This window comes from Lentzea sp. NPDC051838 (assembly GCF_040681245.1).
Taxonomy (GTDB): domain Bacteria; phylum Actinomycetota; class Actinomycetes; order Mycobacteriales; family Pseudonocardiaceae; genus Lentzea.
In genome coordinates this window covers 58,987-78,812 of the sequence record NZ_JBFAYI010000037.1, presented here as the reverse complement: position 1 = coordinate 78,812, position 19,826 = coordinate 58,987, and the positions used below count along the sequence as shown (strand labels likewise).

Annotated in this window: 17 protein-coding genes; 14 read left to right on the top strand and 3 right to left on the bottom strand. The window is 68.4% G+C overall.

The genetic code is table 11. The features are described 5' to 3' along the window. Window positions 1–419: 419 nt before the first annotated feature. Both AB0M24_RS42215 and AB0M24_RS42210 read left to right on the top strand, forming a co-directional pair. Entirely contained in the window at window positions 420–1,508 is a 1,089-nt protein-coding gene (locus tag AB0M24_RS42215) for an ATP-binding protein (protein WP_363779780.1), read from the top strand. 5 nt (window positions 1,509–1,513) lie between these two features. Further along, window positions 1,514–2,101, top strand: coding sequence for a response regulator transcription factor (locus tag AB0M24_RS42210; RefSeq protein ID WP_363779778.1), 588 nt, complete (start codon window positions 1,514–1,516; stop codon window positions 2,099–2,101). Between the two features lie 65 nt (window positions 2,102–2,166). Here AB0M24_RS42210 and AB0M24_RS42205 read toward each other — a convergent pair whose 3' ends face one another. Beyond that, window positions 2,167–2,562 carry a GNAT family N-acetyltransferase gene (locus AB0M24_RS42205; protein ID WP_363779776.1) on the bottom strand — a complete coding sequence of 132 codons (396 nt, stop codon included), beginning with the start codon at window positions 2,560–2,562 and terminating at the stop codon, window positions 2,167–2,169. A gap of 91 nt (window positions 2,563–2,653) precedes the next feature. Between AB0M24_RS42205 and AB0M24_RS42200 the strand changes: the two genes are divergently transcribed. From AB0M24_RS42200 to AB0M24_RS42185, 4 genes are all read left to right on the top strand, one after another. Continuing rightward, on the top strand, window positions 2,654–3,163 hold the full coding sequence (locus tag AB0M24_RS42200; RefSeq protein WP_363779774.1) for a hypothetical protein: 510 nt from the start codon (window positions 2,654–2,656) through the stop codon (window positions 3,161–3,163). Window positions 3,164–3,228: 65 nt separating this feature from the next. After that, a complete protein-coding gene (locus tag AB0M24_RS42195; protein ID WP_363779772.1) occupies window positions 3,229–4,515 on the top strand; it encodes a PepSY domain-containing protein in 1,287 nt (428 codons plus the stop codon). 161 nt (window positions 4,516–4,676) lie between these two features. Next, window positions 4,677–5,609 carry a YbaB/EbfC family nucleoid-associated protein gene (locus AB0M24_RS42190; RefSeq protein WP_363779770.1) on the top strand — a complete coding sequence of 311 codons (933 nt, stop codon included), beginning with the start codon at window positions 4,677–4,679 and terminating at the stop codon, window positions 5,607–5,609. A 62-nt stretch (window positions 5,610–5,671) separates the two neighbouring features. After that, a complete protein-coding gene (locus AB0M24_RS42185) occupies window positions 5,672–6,982 on the top strand; it encodes a M28 family peptidase (protein ID WP_363779768.1) in 1,311 nt (436 codons plus the stop codon). A 10-nt stretch (window positions 6,983–6,992) separates the two neighbouring features. Here the strand turns inward: AB0M24_RS42185 and AB0M24_RS42180 are convergent, their stop codons facing one another. Then, complete coding sequence (locus AB0M24_RS42180) at window positions 6,993–7,649, bottom strand: GntR family transcriptional regulator (RefSeq protein WP_363779766.1); 657 nt, start codon at window positions 7,647–7,649, stop codon at window positions 6,993–6,995. 95 nt (window positions 7,650–7,744) lie between these two features. On the opposite strand from AB0M24_RS42180, the gene glyA reads away from it, so the two are divergent. The 5 genes from glyA to soxG are packed head-to-tail and all read left to right on the top strand — an operon-like array spanning window position 7,745 to window position 13,642. Further along, on the top strand, window positions 7,745–9,016 hold the full coding sequence (gene glyA, locus AB0M24_RS42175) for a serine hydroxymethyltransferase (RefSeq protein ID WP_363779764.1): 1,272 nt from the start codon (window positions 7,745–7,747) through the stop codon (window positions 9,014–9,016). Then, window positions 9,013–10,227 (top strand): sarcosine oxidase subunit beta family protein, encoded by a 1,215-nt coding sequence (locus AB0M24_RS42170; protein ID WP_363779762.1) that lies wholly within the window; start codon window positions 9,013–9,015, stop codon window positions 10,225–10,227. The genes glyA and AB0M24_RS42170 overlap by 4 nt, the downstream gene beginning before the upstream one ends. A 10-nt stretch (window positions 10,228–10,237) precedes the next feature. Continuing rightward, entirely contained in the window at window positions 10,238–10,510 is a 273-nt protein-coding gene (locus AB0M24_RS42165) for a sarcosine oxidase subunit delta (protein WP_363779760.1), read from the top strand. Further along, the gene (locus AB0M24_RS42160) at window positions 10,507–13,122 is read left to right on the top strand and encodes a 2Fe-2S iron-sulfur cluster-binding protein (protein WP_363779758.1); all 2,616 of its coding nucleotides are present in this window, start codon (window positions 10,507–10,509) and stop codon (window positions 13,120–13,122) included. Before AB0M24_RS42165 ends, AB0M24_RS42160 begins: the two co-directional genes overlap by 4 nt. Then, the gene (soxG, locus tag AB0M24_RS42155; protein ID WP_363779756.1) at window positions 13,115–13,642 is read left to right on the top strand and encodes a sarcosine oxidase subunit gamma family protein; all 528 of its coding nucleotides are present in this window, start codon (window positions 13,115–13,117) and stop codon (window positions 13,640–13,642) included. Before AB0M24_RS42160 ends, soxG begins: the two co-directional genes overlap by 8 nt. Here the strand turns inward: soxG and AB0M24_RS42150 are convergent. Continuing rightward, window positions 13,617–15,605: a bifunctional diguanylate cyclase/phosphodiesterase gene (locus AB0M24_RS42150; RefSeq protein ID WP_363779754.1), complete on the bottom strand. Its 1,989-nt coding sequence runs from the start codon at window positions 15,603–15,605 to the stop codon at window positions 13,617–13,619. The two genes, soxG and AB0M24_RS42150, sit on opposite strands and share 26 nt — an antisense overlap. A gap of 124 nt (window positions 15,606–15,729) precedes the next feature. Between AB0M24_RS42150 and AB0M24_RS42145 the strand changes: the two genes are divergently transcribed. The 3 genes from AB0M24_RS42145 to AB0M24_RS42135 all read left to right on the top strand — a co-directional run bounded on the left by AB0M24_RS42145 (window position 15,730) and on the right by AB0M24_RS42135 (window position 19,812). Further along, complete coding sequence (locus tag AB0M24_RS42145; RefSeq protein WP_363779752.1) at window positions 15,730–16,785, top strand: sugar ABC transporter substrate-binding protein; 1,056 nt, start codon at window positions 15,730–15,732, stop codon at window positions 16,783–16,785. A gap of 78 nt (window positions 16,786–16,863) precedes the next feature. Then, window positions 16,864–18,249: an amidohydrolase family protein gene (locus AB0M24_RS42140; RefSeq protein ID WP_363779750.1), complete on the top strand. Its 1,386-nt coding sequence runs from the start codon at window positions 16,864–16,866 to the stop codon at window positions 18,247–18,249. A 132-nt stretch (window positions 18,250–18,381) separates the two neighbouring features. Further along, entirely contained in the window at window positions 18,382–19,812 is a 1,431-nt protein-coding gene (locus tag AB0M24_RS42135; RefSeq protein WP_363779748.1) for a prenyltransferase/squalene oxidase repeat-containing protein, read from the top strand. Window positions 19,813–19,826 lie beyond the last annotated feature (14 nt).

Here is a 19,826-nt window from a genome sequence, read left to right as displayed (position 1 = left end):
CTACATTCGACAAACGGTCACCGAACCCCCGCCGAAACACGCCGCGCTCACGCCGCGTGAAAACCACGTGTCCGGCAAACGGGGACAACCCCAACACGACTCGTGACGGGGCCCGCCGGACCGCACCACCCACGCAACAGGCAGCCGCCCAAAGCAACAGGCGTGCCATCAACCCACCCGCAGCGCTGGCCCCCTGATCAGATTGGCGGGGTTTGGGGCAGAGCTCCCAAGGGGAAGCACGCAACAGGAACTCTGACTACGCAAGCCGGGAACGGCACGGACTCGCAACAGGAACACGCCCAACGCAACCCGACCACCCACAAAGTCGCGCCCCACGTTCCACTAGAAGGAACAACCCTTGCCCCCACCCCACAACACCCGGACCATCACCCCCAATGCGCGCAAGACACCCAGCCCCCATGACGCTGATCCTCGTCCTGCGCTGGTCCGCCTTCACCTGGATGTCCTTCACCGCAGCGTTCGGCGGCCAAATAGTCCAAACACAACTAGGCGCAGCAACCCTGGCCACAGTCTTCATCTGGACCCTGATAGTCACCCTCTCCCCCCAACACAAGGGCTCAGCGACAATCGACCTGGCCCTGGCCGCAACGGTGCAAACCATCGGCGGCCTAGTAGAACCAACCGGCCGAGTACTAACCGTCCACCCAAGTTTCGCCGGCATCTACCCAACAGCAGCAGTAGCAGCGTGGGCGGTAATCCACGGCGTAAGAGGCGGCCTAGCAGCAGGCACCCTCCTAGCAGCCGTAGTCCCGTTCCAGTACTACATAAACGGCGTGCCACCAACCACCCTGCTGCACCTGGAAACGTTGGCGCTCATGGGCACGATGCTCTCCTACCCCCTGATAGGCGCAGTAGTAGGCATAGTCACCGGCCAACTGCTCAAGCTAACCGCCCTAGCAGACCACGGCGCACGCCTGGAAGAGCGCGCACGCCTAGCAGCCGACATCCACGACGACGTCCTACAACGCCTAGCCGCGATACGACGCGACATAACAGACCCCGCACAACGAGCCGCACTAGAACGGCAAGAACGCAAGCTCCGCCACATCCACCTCGACGACGACCCGACACATGACGACGACCCGACACACGAGGACGGCTCGCTCACCGAGGAGCTAGAACGGCTGGTCGACGAGTTCGACGACCTGCCCGTGCGCACCGCGTCGACCGGCAGAGCGCCCATGCCCCGTCAGACGATCACGACAGTCACAGCGGCCGTGCGCGAGACGTTGACCAACGTGCGCAACCACGCGCACGCCAACCGCGTGTGGATCGCGGTGCTGGAGGACGCGGACGGTGTGCTGATCACCGTGCGGGACAACGGTGTCGGCTTCGACTTCGACGAGGATGCGCTCCAGAAGCGCGGCAGGCTCGGACTGAAACTCAGCGTCAAGGCGCGCGTCGAGAACGTCGGCGGGAGCGTGAAGGTCAGGTCCCGCAAGGGCCGTGGCACCGAGGTGGAGCTGTGGATCCCCAAATCAGAGTGATCATCGTGGAAGATCACCCCATCACCAGGGACGGCATCCGGGCGTGCGTGGAGCGAGACGGGCGCGCGAAAGTCGTCGGCGAAGCCGGAACGATCGAAGAAGCCAGGCAACTCGCCCAACTGGCACCCGACGTCGCGCTGGTCGACCTAGGGCTGGAGGACGGCGACGGGCGGGTCGTGATCTCGTTCCTCCCGCCCGCCACCCGGATCATCGTCATGTCGCAGGCGCCCGTCGGCGCCGTCGTCGAGGCCATCAGGGCCGGTGCCCACGGGTATCTCGACAAAGGGTCGACCGCTGATCAGGTCGCAGAGGCCGTGCATGCCGTGCTGGCGGGGCCGGTGCTGCCGCCGGAGGTCGCGGCGCTGGTCATCGGGGCGTTCCAGCGCGGCGAGCTCACGCCACGCGAGCAGGAGGTCCTGCGCGCTCTCGCCAAGGGGTACGACAACCGGGAGATCGCCGGCGACCTCGGCATCTCCGTCCGCACGATCAACCGACATCTGGAGAACATCCGCGCCAAGCTCGGCACCCACCGGCGCTCCGAGCTGGTCCGCTACGGCCGCGAACGGTTCCCCCCACCGCAGGCTTCATGGTGAAAAATCTTCCGGCGCCGCCGGAAGATCAGCCAGAGCCAGTCCTGCCCACGTCCAGCTGGGTACGTTTACCCACACGCGTCGCGGTTGCGCAGTCCCATGCCGGTCAACGCGGCCATGCCCAGCCGCTCGTAGTAGGGCCGCAACGACTCGTCACACGTCAGGTCGATCGAGTACAGGTGGTCCGCGGCAGCCAGCACCCGGCGCATCAGCTCCGTGCCGATCCCCTGCCCCTGGAACGACGGCAGCACCTCCAGCCACGGGATGAACGCGGTCAGCACCCCGTCGCTGATCATGTTGACGAACCCGACCACACGGCCCTCCGCCAGAGCGATCACCACCCGGTAGCTCCCGCGCAGCACCGCAAGATGTTGCTCGGGAGACGGCGGAACGGGCCAGCCGACGAAGAACCCGGCGAGATCCGCTTCGGACAACGCGCTGACATCGGTCGTGTAGGAGATCACAGCGCCCATTTTCCGGGTGAGAGCGATGAACCGTCCGGTTGGTTCTTCCGTGGGTGTAATTCCGCCCCAACCAGCGGTTAAGCTCCGAAACGTGACCTTGCCCCCTGCCCCGCTGCGCCGTGCGCGCTGTGCGGCTGTCGGCGTGGTCACGGGAGCGCTCGCCGTTCTGGCGCACTCGACCGCGGACGGGCACTTACCCGACGCGGGCCTGGTGTTCTCGCTGGTCGCACTGCTGACGTGGGCCGGCGCCGGTTTCGCCAAGGCCGAGCTGACGCCGGGCCGGATGCTCGCGCTGATCGGCGGCGGCCAGGTCGCCATGCACTTCATGATGACGCTCGCCGCGTCCCGGCACGATCATCACGACACGTCCGACATGGTCGCCTCGCACGTCGTGGCCACCGTGCTGACGGTCGTGGTGCTGGCCACAGCCGAACGCACGGTGCTCGCCCTGGCCCGCGCCATCGCGTCGGTGCTCCCCCGCAAGCTCACTCCCCTGCCCGCCACGGCGCCTCTCGTCGTGGCCACCCCGCGGGTCCTTCCCGCGGTGGTCGTCTTCCTGGACGTGCTGTCGTGGCGCGGTCCTCCGGCTGAACAGGTCTGAAAACCCCTTCACAGGGCCGTTTCCCGACGGTCCTGCACCTGTTCACGCCCAGAGAGGCCTTTGGCATGTCCACCACAGAAGTTCCGTCACGCACATCGTTCGCGTGGCGGGGACTCTTCCTGCGCCTGCACTTCTACGCAGGCGTGCTCGTCGGCCCGTTCATCCTGGTCGCCGCACTGACCGGCGTCCTGTACGCGCTCACTCCTCAACTCGAGTCGTGGGTCTACTCCGACCAGCTCCGCGTTCCCGCCACCGCACAACAACTCCCGCTCGCCCAGCAGGTCGACGCCGCGCTCGCGACGTCGCCCAACGGATCCCTGGTCGCGGTCCGGCCGGCTCCGGAACCCGGCGACACGACCCGCGTTCTGTTCTCCGAGAAGGGGTTGGGCGAGTCCGAACGCCGTGCGGTGTTCGTCGACCCCGGCACCGGCCGTGTCACCGGTGACCTCGTGGTCTACGGATCCAGCGGAATCCTGCCGTTGCGCACCACGCTGGACCAGCTGCACCGCAACCTGATGCTCGGCGAACCCGGCCGCCTCTACAGCGAGCTCGCGGCGTCGTGGCTGTGGGTCGTCGCGCTGGGCGGTCTCGTGCTGTGGATCACCAGGGCGCGCAACAGCAAGCGCATCCGCACGCACGGCCTGATCGGTGTGTGGGTGTTGGCGGGTGCGTTGTTCTTGTCCGCCACCGGTCTCACGTGGTCGGCCTACGCGGGTGAGAACGTCGCGACAATGCGCGAGGCCTTCAACTGGACCACGCCCAAGCTCAAGATGCCCGGTGCGGGCGACCACGGCGACCACGGTTCGAGCACTCCGGCCGCCGCCGGGCACAGCGAGGTCGACACCGTTCTCGGCGTCGCGCGGTCGTCCGGCATCGACGCGAAGGCCGTCGAGATCAACCTGCCCGCGGACACCGGTGGCGCGTGGAAGGTCGCCGAGATCGAGAAGGGCCTGCCGACACAGGTCGACTCGGTCGCGGTGCACGGCGGCGAGGTCGTCAGCTCGGTGAAGTTCTCGGACTACCCGCTCGCGGCGAAGCTGACGAGGTGGGGCATCGACGCGCACATGGGCGTGCTGTTCGGGTGGCCGAACCAGTTGCTGTTGCTGCTGATCGGCGGCGGGCTCGTGACGCTGGTCGTGCTCGGCTACCGGATGTGGTGGAAGCGCAGGCCCACCAGCGGTTTCGGCCGTCCGACGCCGCGTGGCCAGTGGCGCAAGGCACCGCCGGCCGCGTTGGTCGGGCTGGGTGTCGGTGCGCTGGTGGTGGGCTGGTTCGTGCCGTTGCTCGGCATCAGTCTCGTGGTGTTCCTGGTGATCGACGCCATCCTCGGAAAGCGTGTGAAGACGACATAGGGCGGTTGTGCGACCTGGACATTTACGGCATATTTACGCGTAGGTGCGCCGGGAAGCCTGGTCGGCCCGCACATCACAACTCGTGATGGCGGAGAGCTGACAGGGGTGCGCGAATGACGCTACTTCCCCATGCCATCCCTCACATCAACGATCCTCACGTCGTGCGCGCGCTGGCATCCCGCTGGCGCCGCACGAGGATGTTGCTGCTCCTCTCCTCCGGCGCACTGCCGGTGGCGATAGGCCTGGTCTGCGTGGCGCTGGCCGGGATGACGACGGCCTGGTGGTCGGCGATCCCGGCCGTCGCCGCGGCGGCGTGCGCTTGGGCGTTGCTGACCTGGTTGCGCCGCAACGGGTTGAGCGACCCGCACTCCTGGATGCCCGCCACCACGCTGATGACCGGCGCGCAGCTGGTTCTCGGCGTGTTGCCGAGCTCCGGGATCGCGTTGCGGCTCAGCCCGCACGCGGCGCTGGCCGTGAAAGCGTTGTGCGCGGCCGGAGTGCTCGGCGCCGGATCTGCCGGTGTGCTCGCGAGGATGGCGAGGCGGTCACTGCTCGCCTCACCCGTCCTCGAGCTCGGGTCGACCGCCTTTCCGCTGGTGCTGACAGGACCGGACGCGCGCGTCGTGATCGGCACCGACCGCATCGACTGGACGACGCGGGGGGACGGCGCCGGGGTCTCGTTCGGCCGCATCGAGCAGGTGACCACCGACGCGAGTGGTCTGGTGCTGCACACCGCGTCCGGGGCGTGGTCGGTTCCGGTGCCGGACCCGGCGGCCGCGCACGCGTTGTTGCGCCGGCGTCTCGCGTGGTGGGAGGAACTTCAGGCGGCGACCGCCGAACGCGAACGGCTCCACTACCTCGACCTCGTGCGGTTGCTGGCCGGAGTCAGCGGTCAGTCGACCCGTGGCGGCGTCACGGTTTCCGTCGACTCCAACGGCGTGACCACGGGTATCGCGCTCAGCCCTGCGGTGCGCGATCTTGATCCCGATGTGCTGGCGATGCGGCTGATGGACTGCGTCGAGCGAGCCCGTTCGGATGCACGTCGTCAGGTGCAGGACCTGGTTCTGGAGCACGCCGAGAAAGCCAGCCACTAGTCGGTTGTCCCCCACCTCCCGCGCTGCCTACGTTCGGTGGACCTTGGGAGATGGGGGACGAGATGCGCAGACGTGACTTCTTCGCCGCGGCGGCCGGGGTCGCCGCCGTGGTGGCCAACCCCGCGAGCGCGCTCGCGGCGACCGAGCGGAGACCGGGCGCGGCGACGCTCCCGGACCTGAACCTCGGTGATTTCCCCGTCGTGGCACGGGTTCGGGCACGCAAGGCGCTCGAACACCTCAAGGTGCTCAGCGACAGGATCGGGCCGCGGATCGGTGGCACCGAGTCCGAGCACCGGGCGCGCGACTACCTCGTGCGGGAGCTCAAGGCGTTGCGGTACCAGGTGACCACGCAGCCGTTCACCGTGCCGGACAAGTACCTCGCCCAGATCGGCCAGTGGCAGACGGGCTCGTCGCGCTTCGGATCCCTTGGCGTCACGGTGAAAGCGCCGTTCGTCGAGGTGACGGACGGCGCTGACCTGACCGGGAAGATCGCGTTCTTCGTCAACGCTCCCACCGGTTCCGCGCACGTGCACGCGGCGATCGAACGGGGTGCGGTGGCGGTGATCCTCGGCCGGATCTCCTCCACCGCGAGCAAGTCCAGCGCCTTCTCCCCCACGCTCGACCGCAACGTCACCGTGCCGGTGATCGGGCTCGCCCAGGTGCACACCGAGAAGCTGCGCGCGCAGGGGTCGGGCGAGCTGACGATCAGCACCACGCATCACCCGAACCTGACCTCCTACAACGTGATCGCCGAGCGTCCGGCGACGTTCCCGTGGCGCGACAACGGGGTCGTCATGGTCACCGCGCACTACGACAGCGTGCCGGGGTCGCCAGGCGCCAACGACGACGGCAGCGGAACCGTGCTGTGCCTGGAACTCGCGCGTGTTCTGCGTTATCTGCCAACGCACACAGCGATCCGGTTCGCGTTGTGGGGTTCGGAGGAGCAGGGTCTGCTCGGGTCGCGGCACTACGTCTCGCAGCTGTCGGCCGAGGAGATCGCGCGGATCAAGGGCGTGTTCCAGAACGACATGGTCGCCACCAGCCACGACCCGGCGACCGCGTACTGGTTGCTGTCGGTGGACGGCGCGGACAACGCGACGACTGCGAGCGTCAGGGCAGCGGCTCAGCGGCTCGGCTACGACCCGCGGGTGCACGGGCCGGTGGCGCGCGGGTCGAGCGACCACGTGCCGTTCCACGAGAAGGGCATGGCGTCGGCGAACTTCAGCTGGCGCGGTGAGGGTGGTCCGGCGCAGCTCGAACCGATCTACCACACGCCGGAGGACACGATCCGCGACAACATCAGCCTCGAACGCCTGCAGGTGTCGCTGGAGCTGATCGGCTCCGCCGCCTACCGGCTCGCTACCCAGCGATGAGCGACGGCCATCAGATCGCTGATCTGATGGCCTGCTCGAACCCCTCGACGTGGCCACGGGCGAGATCCGCCGCCTTCTCCGCGTCCCCGGCCACGATCGCCTCGATCAACGGCTCGTGCTCCTCGACGTGGCTCGCCATGTCCGCGAGCCGGTCGATGAACAGGCACCAGATCCGCGTCGCCAGGTTGTCGTAGCGGACGAGCGTGTCTTCCAGGTACGGGTTGTGCGTGGCCGCGTAGACCGCCCGGTGCACCTTGAGGTCCAGCCGCATCAGCTCGGCCGAGTCGCCGCGCGGCACCCTCCCGAGTCCTTGGACGAGCGAAGTCAGCGTCGCGCGGTCGGCCGCGGTCGCGCGACGGGCTGCCTGGGCCGCCGCCAGCGGTTCCAGCTCCTGCCGCACCTCGGAGATGTGCGCCAGGTCGGTGATGTTGACGTCCGTGGCGAACGTGCCGCGCCGCGGGTAGGCCGCGATCAGCCGCTCGTACTGCAGGCGCTTCAACGCTTCGCGCACGGGCGTGCGGCCGAAGCCGAGCGACTGCGCCAGCGCGTCCTCGTTGATCGGCGCGCCCGGCCGTATGTCCAGCATGACCAGCTGGTCACGAATGTTCCGGTAGGCCCGCTCGGCGAAGGAGAGCTCCTCGCCCAGAGGCTCGGCCACGTTCTCCATCAGGCCCCCTTGACCTCTCCCGCGAGCTTGAATACCTTAACGCAGAGCCTGATATATCAGTTGTTCACCAGTCGTCCGTCAGTATGGAGCCTCGCATGCCAACGAGTCCACTGTCTCGGCCACTGCACGAACTCGATCCCGAAGTCGCCGCCGCCGTGGACGCGGAGCTGTGGCGCCAGCAGTCGACGCTGGAGATGATCGCCTCCGAGAACTTCGCGCCGGCCGCGGTCATGCAGGCGCAGGGGTCGGTGCTGACGAACAAGTACGCCGAGGGGTATCCGGGGCGGCGCTACTACGGCGGTTGCGAGCACGTCGACGTCGTCGAGCAGCTCGCGATCGACCGGGTGAAGGCGTTGTTCGGCGCCGAGGCGGCGAACGTGCAGCCGCACTCGGGTGCGCAGGCGAACGCGGCGGCGATGTTCGCGTTGCTCAAGCCCGGCGACACGATTCTCGGGCTCGATCTCGCGCACGGCGGCCACCTCACGCACGGCATGCGGATCAACTTCTCCGGCAAGCTCTACAACGTCGTGCCGTACCACGTGCGCGAGTCGGACATGCGCATCGACATGGACGAGGTCGAGCAGCTCGCCTACGAGCACAAGCCACGCATGATCGTCGCCGGCTGGTCGGCGTACCCGCGGGTGCTGGACCTGGCGCGGTTTCGGCAGATCGCGGCCGAGGTCGGCGCGTACCTGATGGTCGACATGGCGCACTTCGCCGGGCTCGTGGCGGCCGGGCTGCACCCGAACCCCGTGCACTACGCGGACGTCGTGACGACCACGACGCACAAGACGCTGGGCGGACCGCGCGGTGGCGTGATCCTGAGCCGCGCGGAGTTCGCCAAGAAGATCAACTCGGCGGTGTTCCCCGGTCAGCAGGGTGGTCCGCTGGAGCACGTGATCGCGGCGAAGGCGGTGGCGTTCAAGGTCGCGGCGAGCGAGGAGTTCCGCGAACGCCAGGAGCGCACGCTGGCCGGTGCGCGCCTGCTGGCCGAACGCCTGCTCGAAGAAACCGACATCACCGTGCTGACCGGCGGAACCGACGTGCACCTGGTGCTCGTCGACCTGCGCAACTCCAGTTTGGACGGTCAGCAGGCCGAGGACCGGTTGCACCGCGTGGGTATCACGGTCAACCGCAACGCAGTGCCGTTCGACCCGCGCCCGCCGATGGTCTCGTCCGGGCTGCGGATCGGCACGCCCGCCCTGGCCACGCGCGGGTTCGGCGAGGCCGAGTTCCGCGAGGTCGCCGACATCATCGCGCTGGCCCTGCGGCAAGAACTCACCGACGAGCAGGTCCTGCGCGACAGGGTCGAGAAGCTCGCCACCGCGTTTCCGCTGTACCCGCACCTGCAGGGAGCTGCCGCGTGACCCCGTTGCCCGAACACCCGGACTTCCTGTGGCGCAACCCCGAGCCGCGCTCCTCCTACGACGTGATCATCATCGGCGCGGGCGGGCACGGCCTGGCCACCGCGTACTACCTGGCGTCGAAGCACGGCATCACCAACGTCGCCGTGCTGGAGAAGGGCTGGCTCGCGGGCGGCAACATGGCCCGCAACACCACGATCATCCGCTCCAACTACCTGTGGGACGAGAGCGCGGCGATCTACGAGCACGCCCTCAAACTGTGGGAAGGCCTGCCCGAAGAGCTCGGCTACGACTTCCTGTTCAGCCAGCGCGGTGTCCTGAACCTCGCGCACACGCTGCAGGACGTCCGCGAGGGCGTGCGGCGGGTGAACGCCAACCGCCTCAACGGAGTCGACGCGGAGTGGGTCGAGCCTGATCAGATCGCCGAGATCTGCCCGATCATCAACCTGTCGCGGAAGACCCGCTATCCCGTGCTGGGAGGCACTTTCCAGCCCCGCGCGGGTATCGCGAAGCACGACCACGTGGCGTGGGCGCTGGCCCGGCGCGCCGACGAACTGGGCGTGGATCTCATCCAGAACTGCGAGGTCACCGGGTTCATCAAGGACGGCGACAAAGTCGTCGGCGTCGAGACCAACCGCGGCCGGATCCTCGCCGGACGGGTCGGGCTCGCAGCGGCCGGGCACAGCTCAGTTCTCGCTGAACGAGCCGGTTTCCGGTTGCCGGTCCAGTCGCATCCGTTGCAGGCCTTGGTGTCCGAGCTGAACGAGCAGGTGCACCCGACCGTCGTGATGTCGAACCACGTGCACGTCTACGTCTCGCAGGCGCACAAGGGCGAGCTGGTGATGGGCGCGGGCGTCGACTCCTACAACGGTTACGGCCAACGGGGTTCGTTCCACGTCATCGAGCACCAGATGGCCGCGGCGGTCGAGCTGTTCCCGATCTTCGCCCGCGCGCACGTGCTGCGGACCTGGGGCGGCATCGTGGACGTCACGCCGGACGCGTCGCCGATCATCGGCACCACGCCGGTCGAGAACCTGTTCGTCAACTGCGGCTGGGGCACCGGCGGTTTCAAGGCCACGCCGTCCGCGGGCTGGGCGTTCGCGCACACCATCGCGACCGGCGAGCCGCACCCGTTGAACGCCCCCTTCTCCCTCGACCGCTTCACGACGGGCGCGCTCATCGACGAGCACGGCGCCGCCGCCGTGGCCCACTGATTGGATCACCGTGCTGCTGATCAGCTGCCCGTGGTGCGGGCCCCGCGACGAGACCGAGTTCCGCTACGGCGGACAAGCCCACGTCGCCTATCCCGAAACGCCTTCTGCTCTGAACGACCAGCAGTGGGCCGAGTACGTGTTCTACCGCGAGAACCCCAAGGGCCCGTTCGCCGAGCGCTGGATGCACTCCATCGGCTGCCGGCGCTGGTTCAACGTCCTGCGCGACACCGTCAGCTACGAGGTGCTCGCCGTCTACCGCAACGGCGAGGAGGTGCCCCGATGACCAGGCTCCCACACGGAGGCCGCATCGATCGGTCCACGGTTCTCCGGTTCACTGTGGACGGTCGTGAGCTGACCGGGCATCCCGGTGACACCGTGGCGTCGGCGATGCTGGCGAACGGGATCATCGAGGTCGCGCCGTCGATCTACCGCGACAGGCCTCGCGGGATCATGGCCGCGGGCGTCGAGGAACCCAACGCGTTGCTCCAGGTCGACGGGCCGTGCTCGGAAGGCATGCTGCCCGCGACGACCGTGGAGCTCTACGATGGGCTGGTCGCGTCGACGTTGTCGGGCAAGGGACGTCTCGACCCGACGCCCGATCCCGCTGTGTACGACAAGAAGTTCGTGCACACCGACGTTCTGGTCGTGGGCGGCGGGCCGGCGGGTCTCAAGGCTGCCGCAGAGGCTGCCGCGACCGGAGTTCGGGTCATGCTGGTCGACGATCAGCCGTCGGTGGAAGCGCCTGCGGATGTCGTCGTGCTGAGCCGCACGACGGCGATCGGCTCGTACGACGACAACTACGTGCTGGCGTTGGAGCGGCGCACCGACCACCTCGGCTCCGCCGCCCCTCAAAATGTTTCACGCCAACGGTTGTGGCACATCCGGGCGGGCAAGGTCGTGCTCGCGACCGGTGCGCACGAGCGTCCGCTGGTGTTCGCGGGCAACGACAAGCCCGGCGTGATGCTCGCCGGAGCCGTGCGCACGTACCTCAACCGGTACGGCGTCGCGGCAGGTTCCCGGGTCGTCGTGTTCACCAACAACGACAGCGCCTACGACACCGTCCGCGACCTGCTGGACGCCGGTGTCGAGGTCGCGGCCGTCGTGGACGCGCGATCTGACGTGTCCGTCGACGTGGATGTGCGAATTCTGCCTGGTAGCGCGGTGATCGGCACCGAGGGCGACGACCGGATCACGGGCGTGATCGTCCGGACGTCCGAAGGCGGCACGGTCTCGTTCGAGTGCGATCTCCTCGCCGTGTCAGGTGGCTGGAGCCCGGTCGTGCACCTGCACAGCCAGCGCCAGGGCAAGCTGCGCTGGGACGACGAACTGGTCGCGTTCGTCCCGGACGGCGCGGTGCGCAACCAGGAGATCGTCGGCATGGCCAGTGGCGAGGGCTTGTGGCCGACGCAGGCGTTGTGGCTCGTGCCCGCCGACTCCTACGACACGCATTTCGTCGACCTGCAAAGGGATGTGACGGTCGCGGACGTGTGGCGGTCCACCGGCGCGGGCATGCTGAATGTCGAGCACGTCAAGCGCTACACCTCGCTCGGCACCGCCAACGACCAGGGCAAGACCTCGGGTGTCAACGCGATCGGTGTAATCGCCCACGCGCTGGGCGGTTCGGTGGGCGAGATCGGCACCACGACCTACCGCGCGCCCTACACCCCGGTCGCGTTCGCGGCGCTGGCCGGACGCGAGCGCGGTGACCTGTTCGACCCCGAGCGCACGACGTCGATCCACCCGTGGCACGTCGAGCACGGAGCGTTGTTCGAGGACGTCGGCCAGTGGAAGCGCCCGTGGTACTTCCCGCGCGACGGCGAGGACATCGACGCCGCCGTCGCCCGCGAGTGCCGTGCCGCGCGCAACGGCGTGGCGGTCATGGACGCCTCGACGCTCGGCAAGATCGAGATCTGGGGCGCGGACGCGGGTGAGTTCCTGAACCGCATCTACACCAACGCTTTCAAGAAGCTCAAGCCCGGCCACGCGCGCTACGGCGTGATGTGCAAGCCCGACGGCATGATCTTCGACGACGGCGTGACGCTGCGGCTGGACGACAACCGGTTCTTCCTGACCACCACGACCGGTGGCGCGGCCGGCGTCCTGGACTGGCTGGAGGAATGGCTCCAGACCGAGTGGCCTGAGCTCGACGTCCACTGCACCTCGGTGACCGAGCAGTGGGCCACGATCGCGGTCGTCGGTCCGCGTTCACGTGACGTCGTCTCGGTTCTGGCTCCAGATCTGGACCTGTCGGCCGAGGCGTTCCCGTTCATGACGTTCCGCGAGACCACGCTGGCCTCCGGTGTACCCGCGCGGATCTGCCGGATCTCGTTCTCCGGCGAGCTGGCGTACGAGATCAACGTGTCGTCCTGGTACGGCTTGTCGGTGTGGGAGCAGGTGTACGAAGCCGGTCTGCCGTACGACATCACGCCTTACGGCACCGAGACCATGCACGTGCTGCGCGCCGAGAAGGGCTACATCATCGTCGGCCAGGACACCGACGGCACGGTCACGCCGCACGACGCCGGCATGGCTTGGGCGGTGTCCAAGCAGAAGGACTTCGTCGGCAACCGTTCGTTCTCGCGCTCGGACACCGCGCGTGGTGACCGCAAGCAGCTGATCAGCCTGCTGCCGACGGACGGTTCGACCCGTCTGCCCGAAGGCACGCAGATCATCGCGCGGGACGTCGACCTCACTCCCCCGGTGCCGATGCTGGGCCACGTGACCTCCAGCTATCACAGCGAAGCGCTGGGCCGTCCGTTCGCGCTGGCGCTTGTGGCCGCCGGGCAGTCGCGAATCGGTGAGACGCTGATGGCGCACGTGGGCTCCGAGCTCGTGCCGGTGCAGGTGGCCGACCTCGTCCTCTACGACCCCGAAGGGAGCAGGCGAGATGGCTGACCTGCGTCGCAGTCCGCTGGCCCACGTCCAGTTCCCCGCGGGCCTGGCCGAGCTTCCCTTCCGCACCATGGTGAACCTTCGCGTCGACCCGTCGTCCGAACGAGTCGAGAAGGCGCTCGGGGTCGCGCTGCCTCAGCAGTGCGGGCAGACCAGTGTTTCCGGTGCGCGCACGGTGTTCTGGCTCGGGCCGGACGAGTGGCTGGTGCTGGACGACGAGCCCGGGATCCACGCCGAGCTCGTGGAGGCGCTCGCGGGTGAGTCCGGCTCGGCCGTCGACGTGTCGGCGAACCGGACGATCGTCGAGCTGAGCGGGCCGTTCGCGCGGGACGTGCTGGAGAAGGGCTGCCCGGTCGACCTGCATCCGCGCGCGTTCGGTCCTGGACAAGCGGTTCAGACGACGGTCGGGCCGGTTCCGGTGCTGCTGTGGCAGGTCGGCGACGAGACGTATCGGCTGTTCCCGCGGTCGTCGTTCGCCGACTACCTGGCGCGCTGGCTCATCGACGCGATGAGCGAGTACTAGGAGTCAGCTCGTCCAGCATCCGATCCCGCAGCCACACCGCGAACTCGTCGGCGGGCAGCGGTTTGCTCAGGCAGTACCCCTGCACGATGTCGCAGCCGAGGGCGGCGAGGGCGGTCCACGTCTCCTCGTCCTCCACGCCCTCGGCCACGACCTCCAGCTCCAGGTTGTGCGCGAGCCCGAGCAGCGATCGCGTGATGGCACCGGAGGACGAGTCGGAGCGCATGTTCGTGGTGAACGAGCGGTCGATCTTCATCTCGTGCACCGGCATCGTGCGCAGGTAGGCGATCGACGAGTAGCCGGTGCCGAAGTCGTCGATGGACAGCCGCACACCCAGTTCCCGCAGGCGCGAAAGCACGTCGCTGGCCCGCTCGGGATCCGAGATGATCGCGGACTCGGTGATCTCCAGCGTCAGCACGTCCGGCGGCCGCCCGTGTTCCTTCAGCAGCCGCTCGACCTGTTCGGGGAACGTCGGGTCGTGCAGGCACTGGGCGCCGACGTTGACCGAGATCGGCACGTCCCAGCCGGACGCGTGCCAGCTGCGGCACTGCGCCAGCGCGTGGTCCAGCACGTACTGGGTGAGCGGCTCGATCAGGCCGGTCTCCTCGGCGGCCGGGATGAACCTGTCCGGACCGAGCAGGCCGAGGCGCGGGTGCTGCCAGCGGCACAACACCTCGGCGCCGCAGACGGTGCCGGTGCGGAGGTCGGCTTTCGGCTGGTAGTGCAGGACGAGCTCGCTCTGGTCGATCGCCCGGCGCAGATCGCTGACGACGGACAACTGGGCGACGCTGTGCTTGTCCAGACACGCCTCGTACACCGCCGTGCCGGCCTTCGCGCGTTTCGCCGCGTACATCGCGATGTCCGCGTGCTTCAACAGTTCGTGCGCGTCCGTGGAGTCCGTCGGGTACAGCGCGATGCCGATGCTGCAACCGACGTCGACCGACAACCCGTCCAGGTCAACGGCTTCCTCCAACGCCCGGTGCACCCGGTCCGCGACGATCAGCGCGTTCGCGGCGGTGCGGATCGACGGCAGCAGCACCGCGAACTCGTCGCCACCCAGCCGTGCCACGGTGTCGACCTCGCGGACAGCGCCGGTGAGCCGGTTCGCCACGTGTTGCAAGAGCCTGTCGCCGAACGCGTGGCCGAGCGTGTCGTTGATCGGTTTGAAGCGGTTGAGGTCGATGAGGAACAGGCCGAGCGGCTCGCCGTTGGTGTTGGCGCGCGCGATGGCCTGCTGGGTGCGCTGGGTCAGCAACGTGCGGTTGGCGAGGCCCGTCAACGCGTCGTGCATCGCCTCGTGCTCGCTCTTCGCGGCCTGGCGCAGGATCTTGCGACGGTGGCCGAGCAGCACCACGCCGCACAACCCGACCAGGCCGAGGTCGACCACGAATGCGATGACCGCCGCGAGTCTGAGCCGGCCGTTCTGCGTCTCGGCGGCACGCAGGTAGTCGGTGGTTTCCAAGCGTTTGAGCTGGACGACCGTGGAGAGTTGTTTGCGCAGCGAGACCAGCGTGAGCTCGGCCTGGTCGGCCTTCTGCGCCGCCTGCCGGTTGTCGCCGAGGTCGCCGGCCGCGACCGTCTCGCGCAGCAGGGTCGTGTAGTCGCCGTAGAGATCGCCGACGAACGTGGCGGCGCGAACGTCCGCCGGAGCGCCGTTCTCGCGCAGCCAGCGGAGGCTCTCCTCGGCGGCACCCGCGGCGTTGGCGACGGGCTGGCGCATGACCGGGGTGCCGGAGCGCAGGTAGTCGGAGAGGGCGTGATCGGCGACGTCGACGTTCTGGACGACCAGACCCCAGCGGTCGCTGATCTCGTTCAGCTCGTGCAGGTGCGTGGCTGCTCGTTGCATGCTCAGGCTCGTCCACAGCGCAAGGCCCGCCAACGCGGCGAGACCGATCGTCAGGCTCACGACGACCGTCTGCGCGGTTGTACGGGTCTCGAACCACTTGGACAGCAAGGGCGCCCTCACGAGGTGGAATCCGCTTTCCGAGAGCTAATAGGTACGCAGCCAAAGGATGGCACGCAAGCCGACACATCGGGGCGATGTGCGCTAGCCTCGTCGGCTTTGAGGGATCAAACGATTGGGCATTCCCATGGTTCGCGGCATCCATGTGACCCTACCTGCGCTTTTGCTGATCGTGGCGGGGGTGAGCGGATGCAGCGGTGGACAAACGTCGGATGAACCTCCCACCATCGGATTCGTCTCGCAGAACATGTCCCGCGACTTCTCCAAGGAGATGAGCGAGGGTTTCCGAGCCGGCGCGGCCATCTCCGGCGGGGTGAAGACCGAGGTCACCGGGCCGGACACGCACGACGGACTGAAGCAGGCGGCACTGCTCAAGGATCTCGCGCCCAAGGCCAAGGCGGGCATCGGACTGTCGGCGGTGGCGCCGGAACTGGTCGCCGAACCGATGGCGCAGGTGACCGGCCAGGGCATCCCGATGATCGCGGTCGCGGGCGGGCAGGTCGCGCCGGGCACCGGGGTGAAGTTGCTGATCGAGAACGACAACTACGAGCTCGGCAAGATGCTCGCGGACGCCACGGCCGACAAGCTGCCGCCGGACAGCGCCGGCAAGATCGTGATCGGCAGCAACTCCCCCGCGATGCCCGCGCTCGACCAGCGCACCGCCGGGCTGCGGGCGAGGCTGCTCGAACGGATGCCGAAGCTGCAGGTGCTCGGGCCGCTCGACACAGGGCGCGACCTGCCAGCCAATCTCGCTACGTGGCAACGACTGGCCGACGCGAACCCCGACGCGCTCGCGTTGCTCGGCTCCGGTGACGTCGACGCGATCAACCTCGCCGCCGTGCACGCCGAGAAGAAGGCGACGTGGCTGGCCGGGGCGTTCAGCCTGGATCCCAAGGCGTTGCAGGGCGTGAAGGAAGGCCATCTGTTCGCGTCGGTGTCGGCCGAACACTTCCTCAAGGGCGCGGTGGCCGGGTGGCTGCTGGCCGAGCACGCCAAGAACGGCCGCAAGCTGCCGGAGGGCTGGTTCGTGGCACCGGGGCTGACGGTGCAGGCGTCCAACGTGGACGAAATCATTCGCCGCCAATCCACCGAGGGCACGCGGCTCGAGGCAGCGCGGCCGCAGATCGACGCGCTCACCGGAAATCCGGACAAGCAACTGCGCCCGCTCGACCAGGCGCGGTGAGCTGTGGATCTTCCACGCTCGTGACAGAAAGGGCGTCCGCGAGCGAGCATGCAGGCTCTCCCTGCCTTTGGAGGCCGCATGATCAACCGAAGGACACTCACAAAATCCCTTGGTGCCGCTTTAGCAATCTCGGCCACCGGCACTGTGCCCGCCACCGCTGACACCACCGAGCATTCCAAGCGAGGCCGCTACCTGATCCGGGGTGGCGCGGTCGTCACCGTCGACCAGGCGCTCGGGGTGCTGCCGCGCGCGGACGTCCTGATCGACGACGGCAAGATCGCGGCGGTCGGGCGTGACCTCGACGCCCGCGGCGCGAAGATCGTCGACGCGACCGACATGATCGTCATGCCCGGTTTCGTCAACACGCACCACCACATGTGGAGCGCGATCGGCCGCAACTACGTGGCCGACGGGTTCCCGTACTTCGCGGCGAAGCGGGCGACGTCGCTGCTGTACGAGGCGAAGGACGTCTACCGCAGCGTCCTGCTCGGACTGGCCGAGCTCGCCAACGCGGGCGTGACCACGGTGCACAACTGGTCGAACAACACCCGCTCCCCCGCACACGCCGACGCCGAGTTGCGGGCACACCGCGACGGGTTGCTGCGCGCGCGGTTCTCGTACGGGCACGTGGACCAGATGCCGCGCGACGTACCGATGGACCTCACGGACGTGGATCGCGTGCGGCAGCAGTACTTCTCCCAGGGGAGTGCGTTCGACGGGCTGGTGCACCTGGGCATCAACCTGCGCGGGCTGTCGCAGAGCACCGAGCCGGCGTTCATCGCGGACATGGAGGCAGCGCTCGGGCGTGGTCTGCCGATCGCGATCCACGCGGGTCAGGCACCGCCGCGGATCGTGGACGCCGCCGACTACGAACGCCGTGGCTGGCTCGGCCCGAAAACGTTGCTGTGCCACTACATCACGGCGTTGCCCAGCGACATGGAGATCATGGCCCGGACGGGGACGCCGTTGAGCTGGGCGCCGCACTCCGAGTACCGGCTGGGCACGGGAGGACAGAAGGAGGCTCTGCTCGGCTTCCGCGCTGCCGGCGTGGTGGTGTCGCTGTCGTCGGACGCCACGTCCATCGCGCCGTCGGACATGTTCGAGACGATGCGTCTCATCCCGGAAGCCGGTTTCCGGGGCTCGCTGGAGATGGCGACGATCAACGGTGCCCGCGCGCTGGGGCTGGGCGGCGTCACCGGGTCGATCACCGTGGGCAAGCGGGCGGACGTCATCTTGGTGCGCACCAACGACATCAACCTCGCGCCGGGCGGGTTGTTCGAGACGACGCTGGTGCAGGCCGCGACTCCGGCGAACGTCGACACGGTGTTCTCGGACGGCCGGATGGTCAAGCGCGGCGGCCGGTTGGTCGCGTACGACGTCGACCGGATCGTGCGTGATGCGCAGACTTCCTCACTGCGCATCCGGACGGCGGCGGGCGGGATCCTGACTCCTCCCGCGAACTGAGACCGGATGTGGCGGATCGGCCACCGCCCGCTGAGACGGGCGTCGCCGATCCGCCACACCTCGGGCTCGTGAACCTTTAGTCAGGGCTTGGGATTCCTATGGTGCGCGGGACGTTTCCCCGAGGAGTCCCGAATGCCCACCAGCTGGACCGAACACGACGACCGAGCGGTGTCCGACCTCGTCGCGGCCGTGTGCTCCGACCCGCTCGGCCAGGTCTCCCCCTCCGTGTACGAAACGGCGCGGCTGCTCTCGTCGTCGCCTTGGCTCGACGGCCATCTTGAACGGCTCGAGTTCGTGCTGACCTCGCAGCACGCCGACGGGAGCTGGGGTGCGCCGGACGGGTACGAGTACGTGCCGACGCTGAGCGCAGTCGAGGCGTTGTCCGCGGTGCTGCGCCGGGAGGAAGTCCGCGACCGTGAGCCTGTGCAGCGGGCGGTGGAGCGTGGCATGGCCGTGTTGCGGCAGCCTCGGGTGTCCATTCCGGACACGATCGCGGCCGAGCTGGTGGTGCCGTGGCTCGCCGGGTCGATCGGCGTGGACCTGCCGGGCTCGATGGACTACCGGGCGCTGATGGGGCTGCGGGCGCGAGTCCGAAGTGGACAGCCGATTCCGGAGAAGGCGTGGCACTCGCTGGAGGCGCTGGGCGGCGACGCGCGCCAGGCCGCTGTGGTGCGGCCGGTGAACGGTGTGGTGTGCGGTTCCGCTGCTGCCACTGCCGCGTGGCTGGGTGAGCGGTCCGAGCACGAGGCCGTAGGGGTGTTGCAGCACCTGCAGTCGCTCGACAAGGGCGCGGTTCGCGGTATCTCGTGCATCAACGTGTTCGAGCCGGCGTGGGTGGTGGCGTTGCTGACCGATGCCGGGATCCAGGTTCCTGGTCTCACCGAGCGACTGACTGCCGCGGTGGGACCGTCCGGTGCTCCCGCCAGCACCGGGTTGCCCGCGGATGCGGACGACACCGCCGTGGTGCTGTACGCACTGGCCAGGCTGGGTGCGCCGGGGCCGATCGACGTGCTCTGGAACTACGAGGCCGACGACTACTTCGTGTGCTTCCCGGACGAGCAGACGCCGTCGACCAGCACCAACGCGCACGTTCTGGACGCGTTCGGCGAGTACTACGCGGGTCAGCCGCGCGTCGGTGCCGTGATCGCGAAGATCACTGCCTATCTGGCGTCGTCGCAGGGGGCAGACGGCAGCTGGTGGGACAAGTGGCACGCCTCGCCCTACTACGCGACGTTGTGCTGTGCGCAGGCCCTGTTCCGGACCGGCGGGCGAACGCCGATGGTGTCGCGGGCGGTCGAGTGGGTGCTCGGGACTCAACGTTCCGACGGCTCGTGGGGACGATGGGGCGGCACGGCCGAGGAGACGGCGTACTCGGTGTTGCTGCTGTTGCAGTGCGCGCCGGAGAACCACCGGGCGCGGCAGGCGGCGTTGTGGGCGGCCGGGTTCCTGCGGTCGACCGACGCGCATCCGCCGTTGTGGCACGACAAGGACCTCTACACGCCGATCGCCGTGGTCCGCGCCGCACGGCTGGCGGCGTTGCGGCTGATCTCCGAGTGGGCCTGAGCTTCAGGCGTCGT

What these genes read in the sequence shown, in the direction of transcription:
- AB0M24_RS42215 (WP_363779780.1), top strand. Translation starts at nt 420, where the DNA reads ATGACGCTGATCCTCGTCCTGCGCTGGTCCGCCTTCACCTGGATGTCC.
- AB0M24_RS42195 (WP_363779772.1), top strand. Translation starts at nt 3,229, where the DNA reads ATGTCCACCACAGAAGTTCCGTCACGCACATCGTTCGCGTGGCGGGGA.
- AB0M24_RS42185 (WP_363779768.1), top strand. Translation starts at nt 5,672, where the DNA reads ATGCGCAGACGTGACTTCTTCGCCGCGGCGGCCGGGGTCGCCGCCGTG.
- AB0M24_RS42180 (WP_363779766.1), bottom strand. Translation starts at nt 7,649, where the DNA reads ATGGAGAACGTGGCCGAGCCTCTGGGCGAGGAGCTCTCCTTCGCCGAG.
- glyA (WP_363779764.1), top strand. Translation starts at nt 7,745, where the DNA reads ATGCCAACGAGTCCACTGTCTCGGCCACTGCACGAACTCGATCCCGAA.
- AB0M24_RS42160 (WP_363779758.1), top strand. Translation starts at nt 10,507, where the DNA reads ATGACCAGGCTCCCACACGGAGGCCGCATCGATCGGTCCACGGTTCTC.
- soxG (WP_363779756.1), top strand. Translation starts at nt 13,115, where the DNA reads ATGGCTGACCTGCGTCGCAGTCCGCTGGCCCACGTCCAGTTCCCCGCG.
- AB0M24_RS42145 (WP_363779752.1), top strand. Translation starts at nt 15,730, where the DNA reads ATGGTTCGCGGCATCCATGTGACCCTACCTGCGCTTTTGCTGATCGTG.
- AB0M24_RS42140 (WP_363779750.1), top strand. Translation starts at nt 16,864, where the DNA reads ATGATCAACCGAAGGACACTCACAAAATCCCTTGGTGCCGCTTTAGCA.
- AB0M24_RS42135 (WP_363779748.1), top strand. Translation starts at nt 18,382, where the DNA reads ATGCCCACCAGCTGGACCGAACACGACGACCGAGCGGTGTCCGACCTC.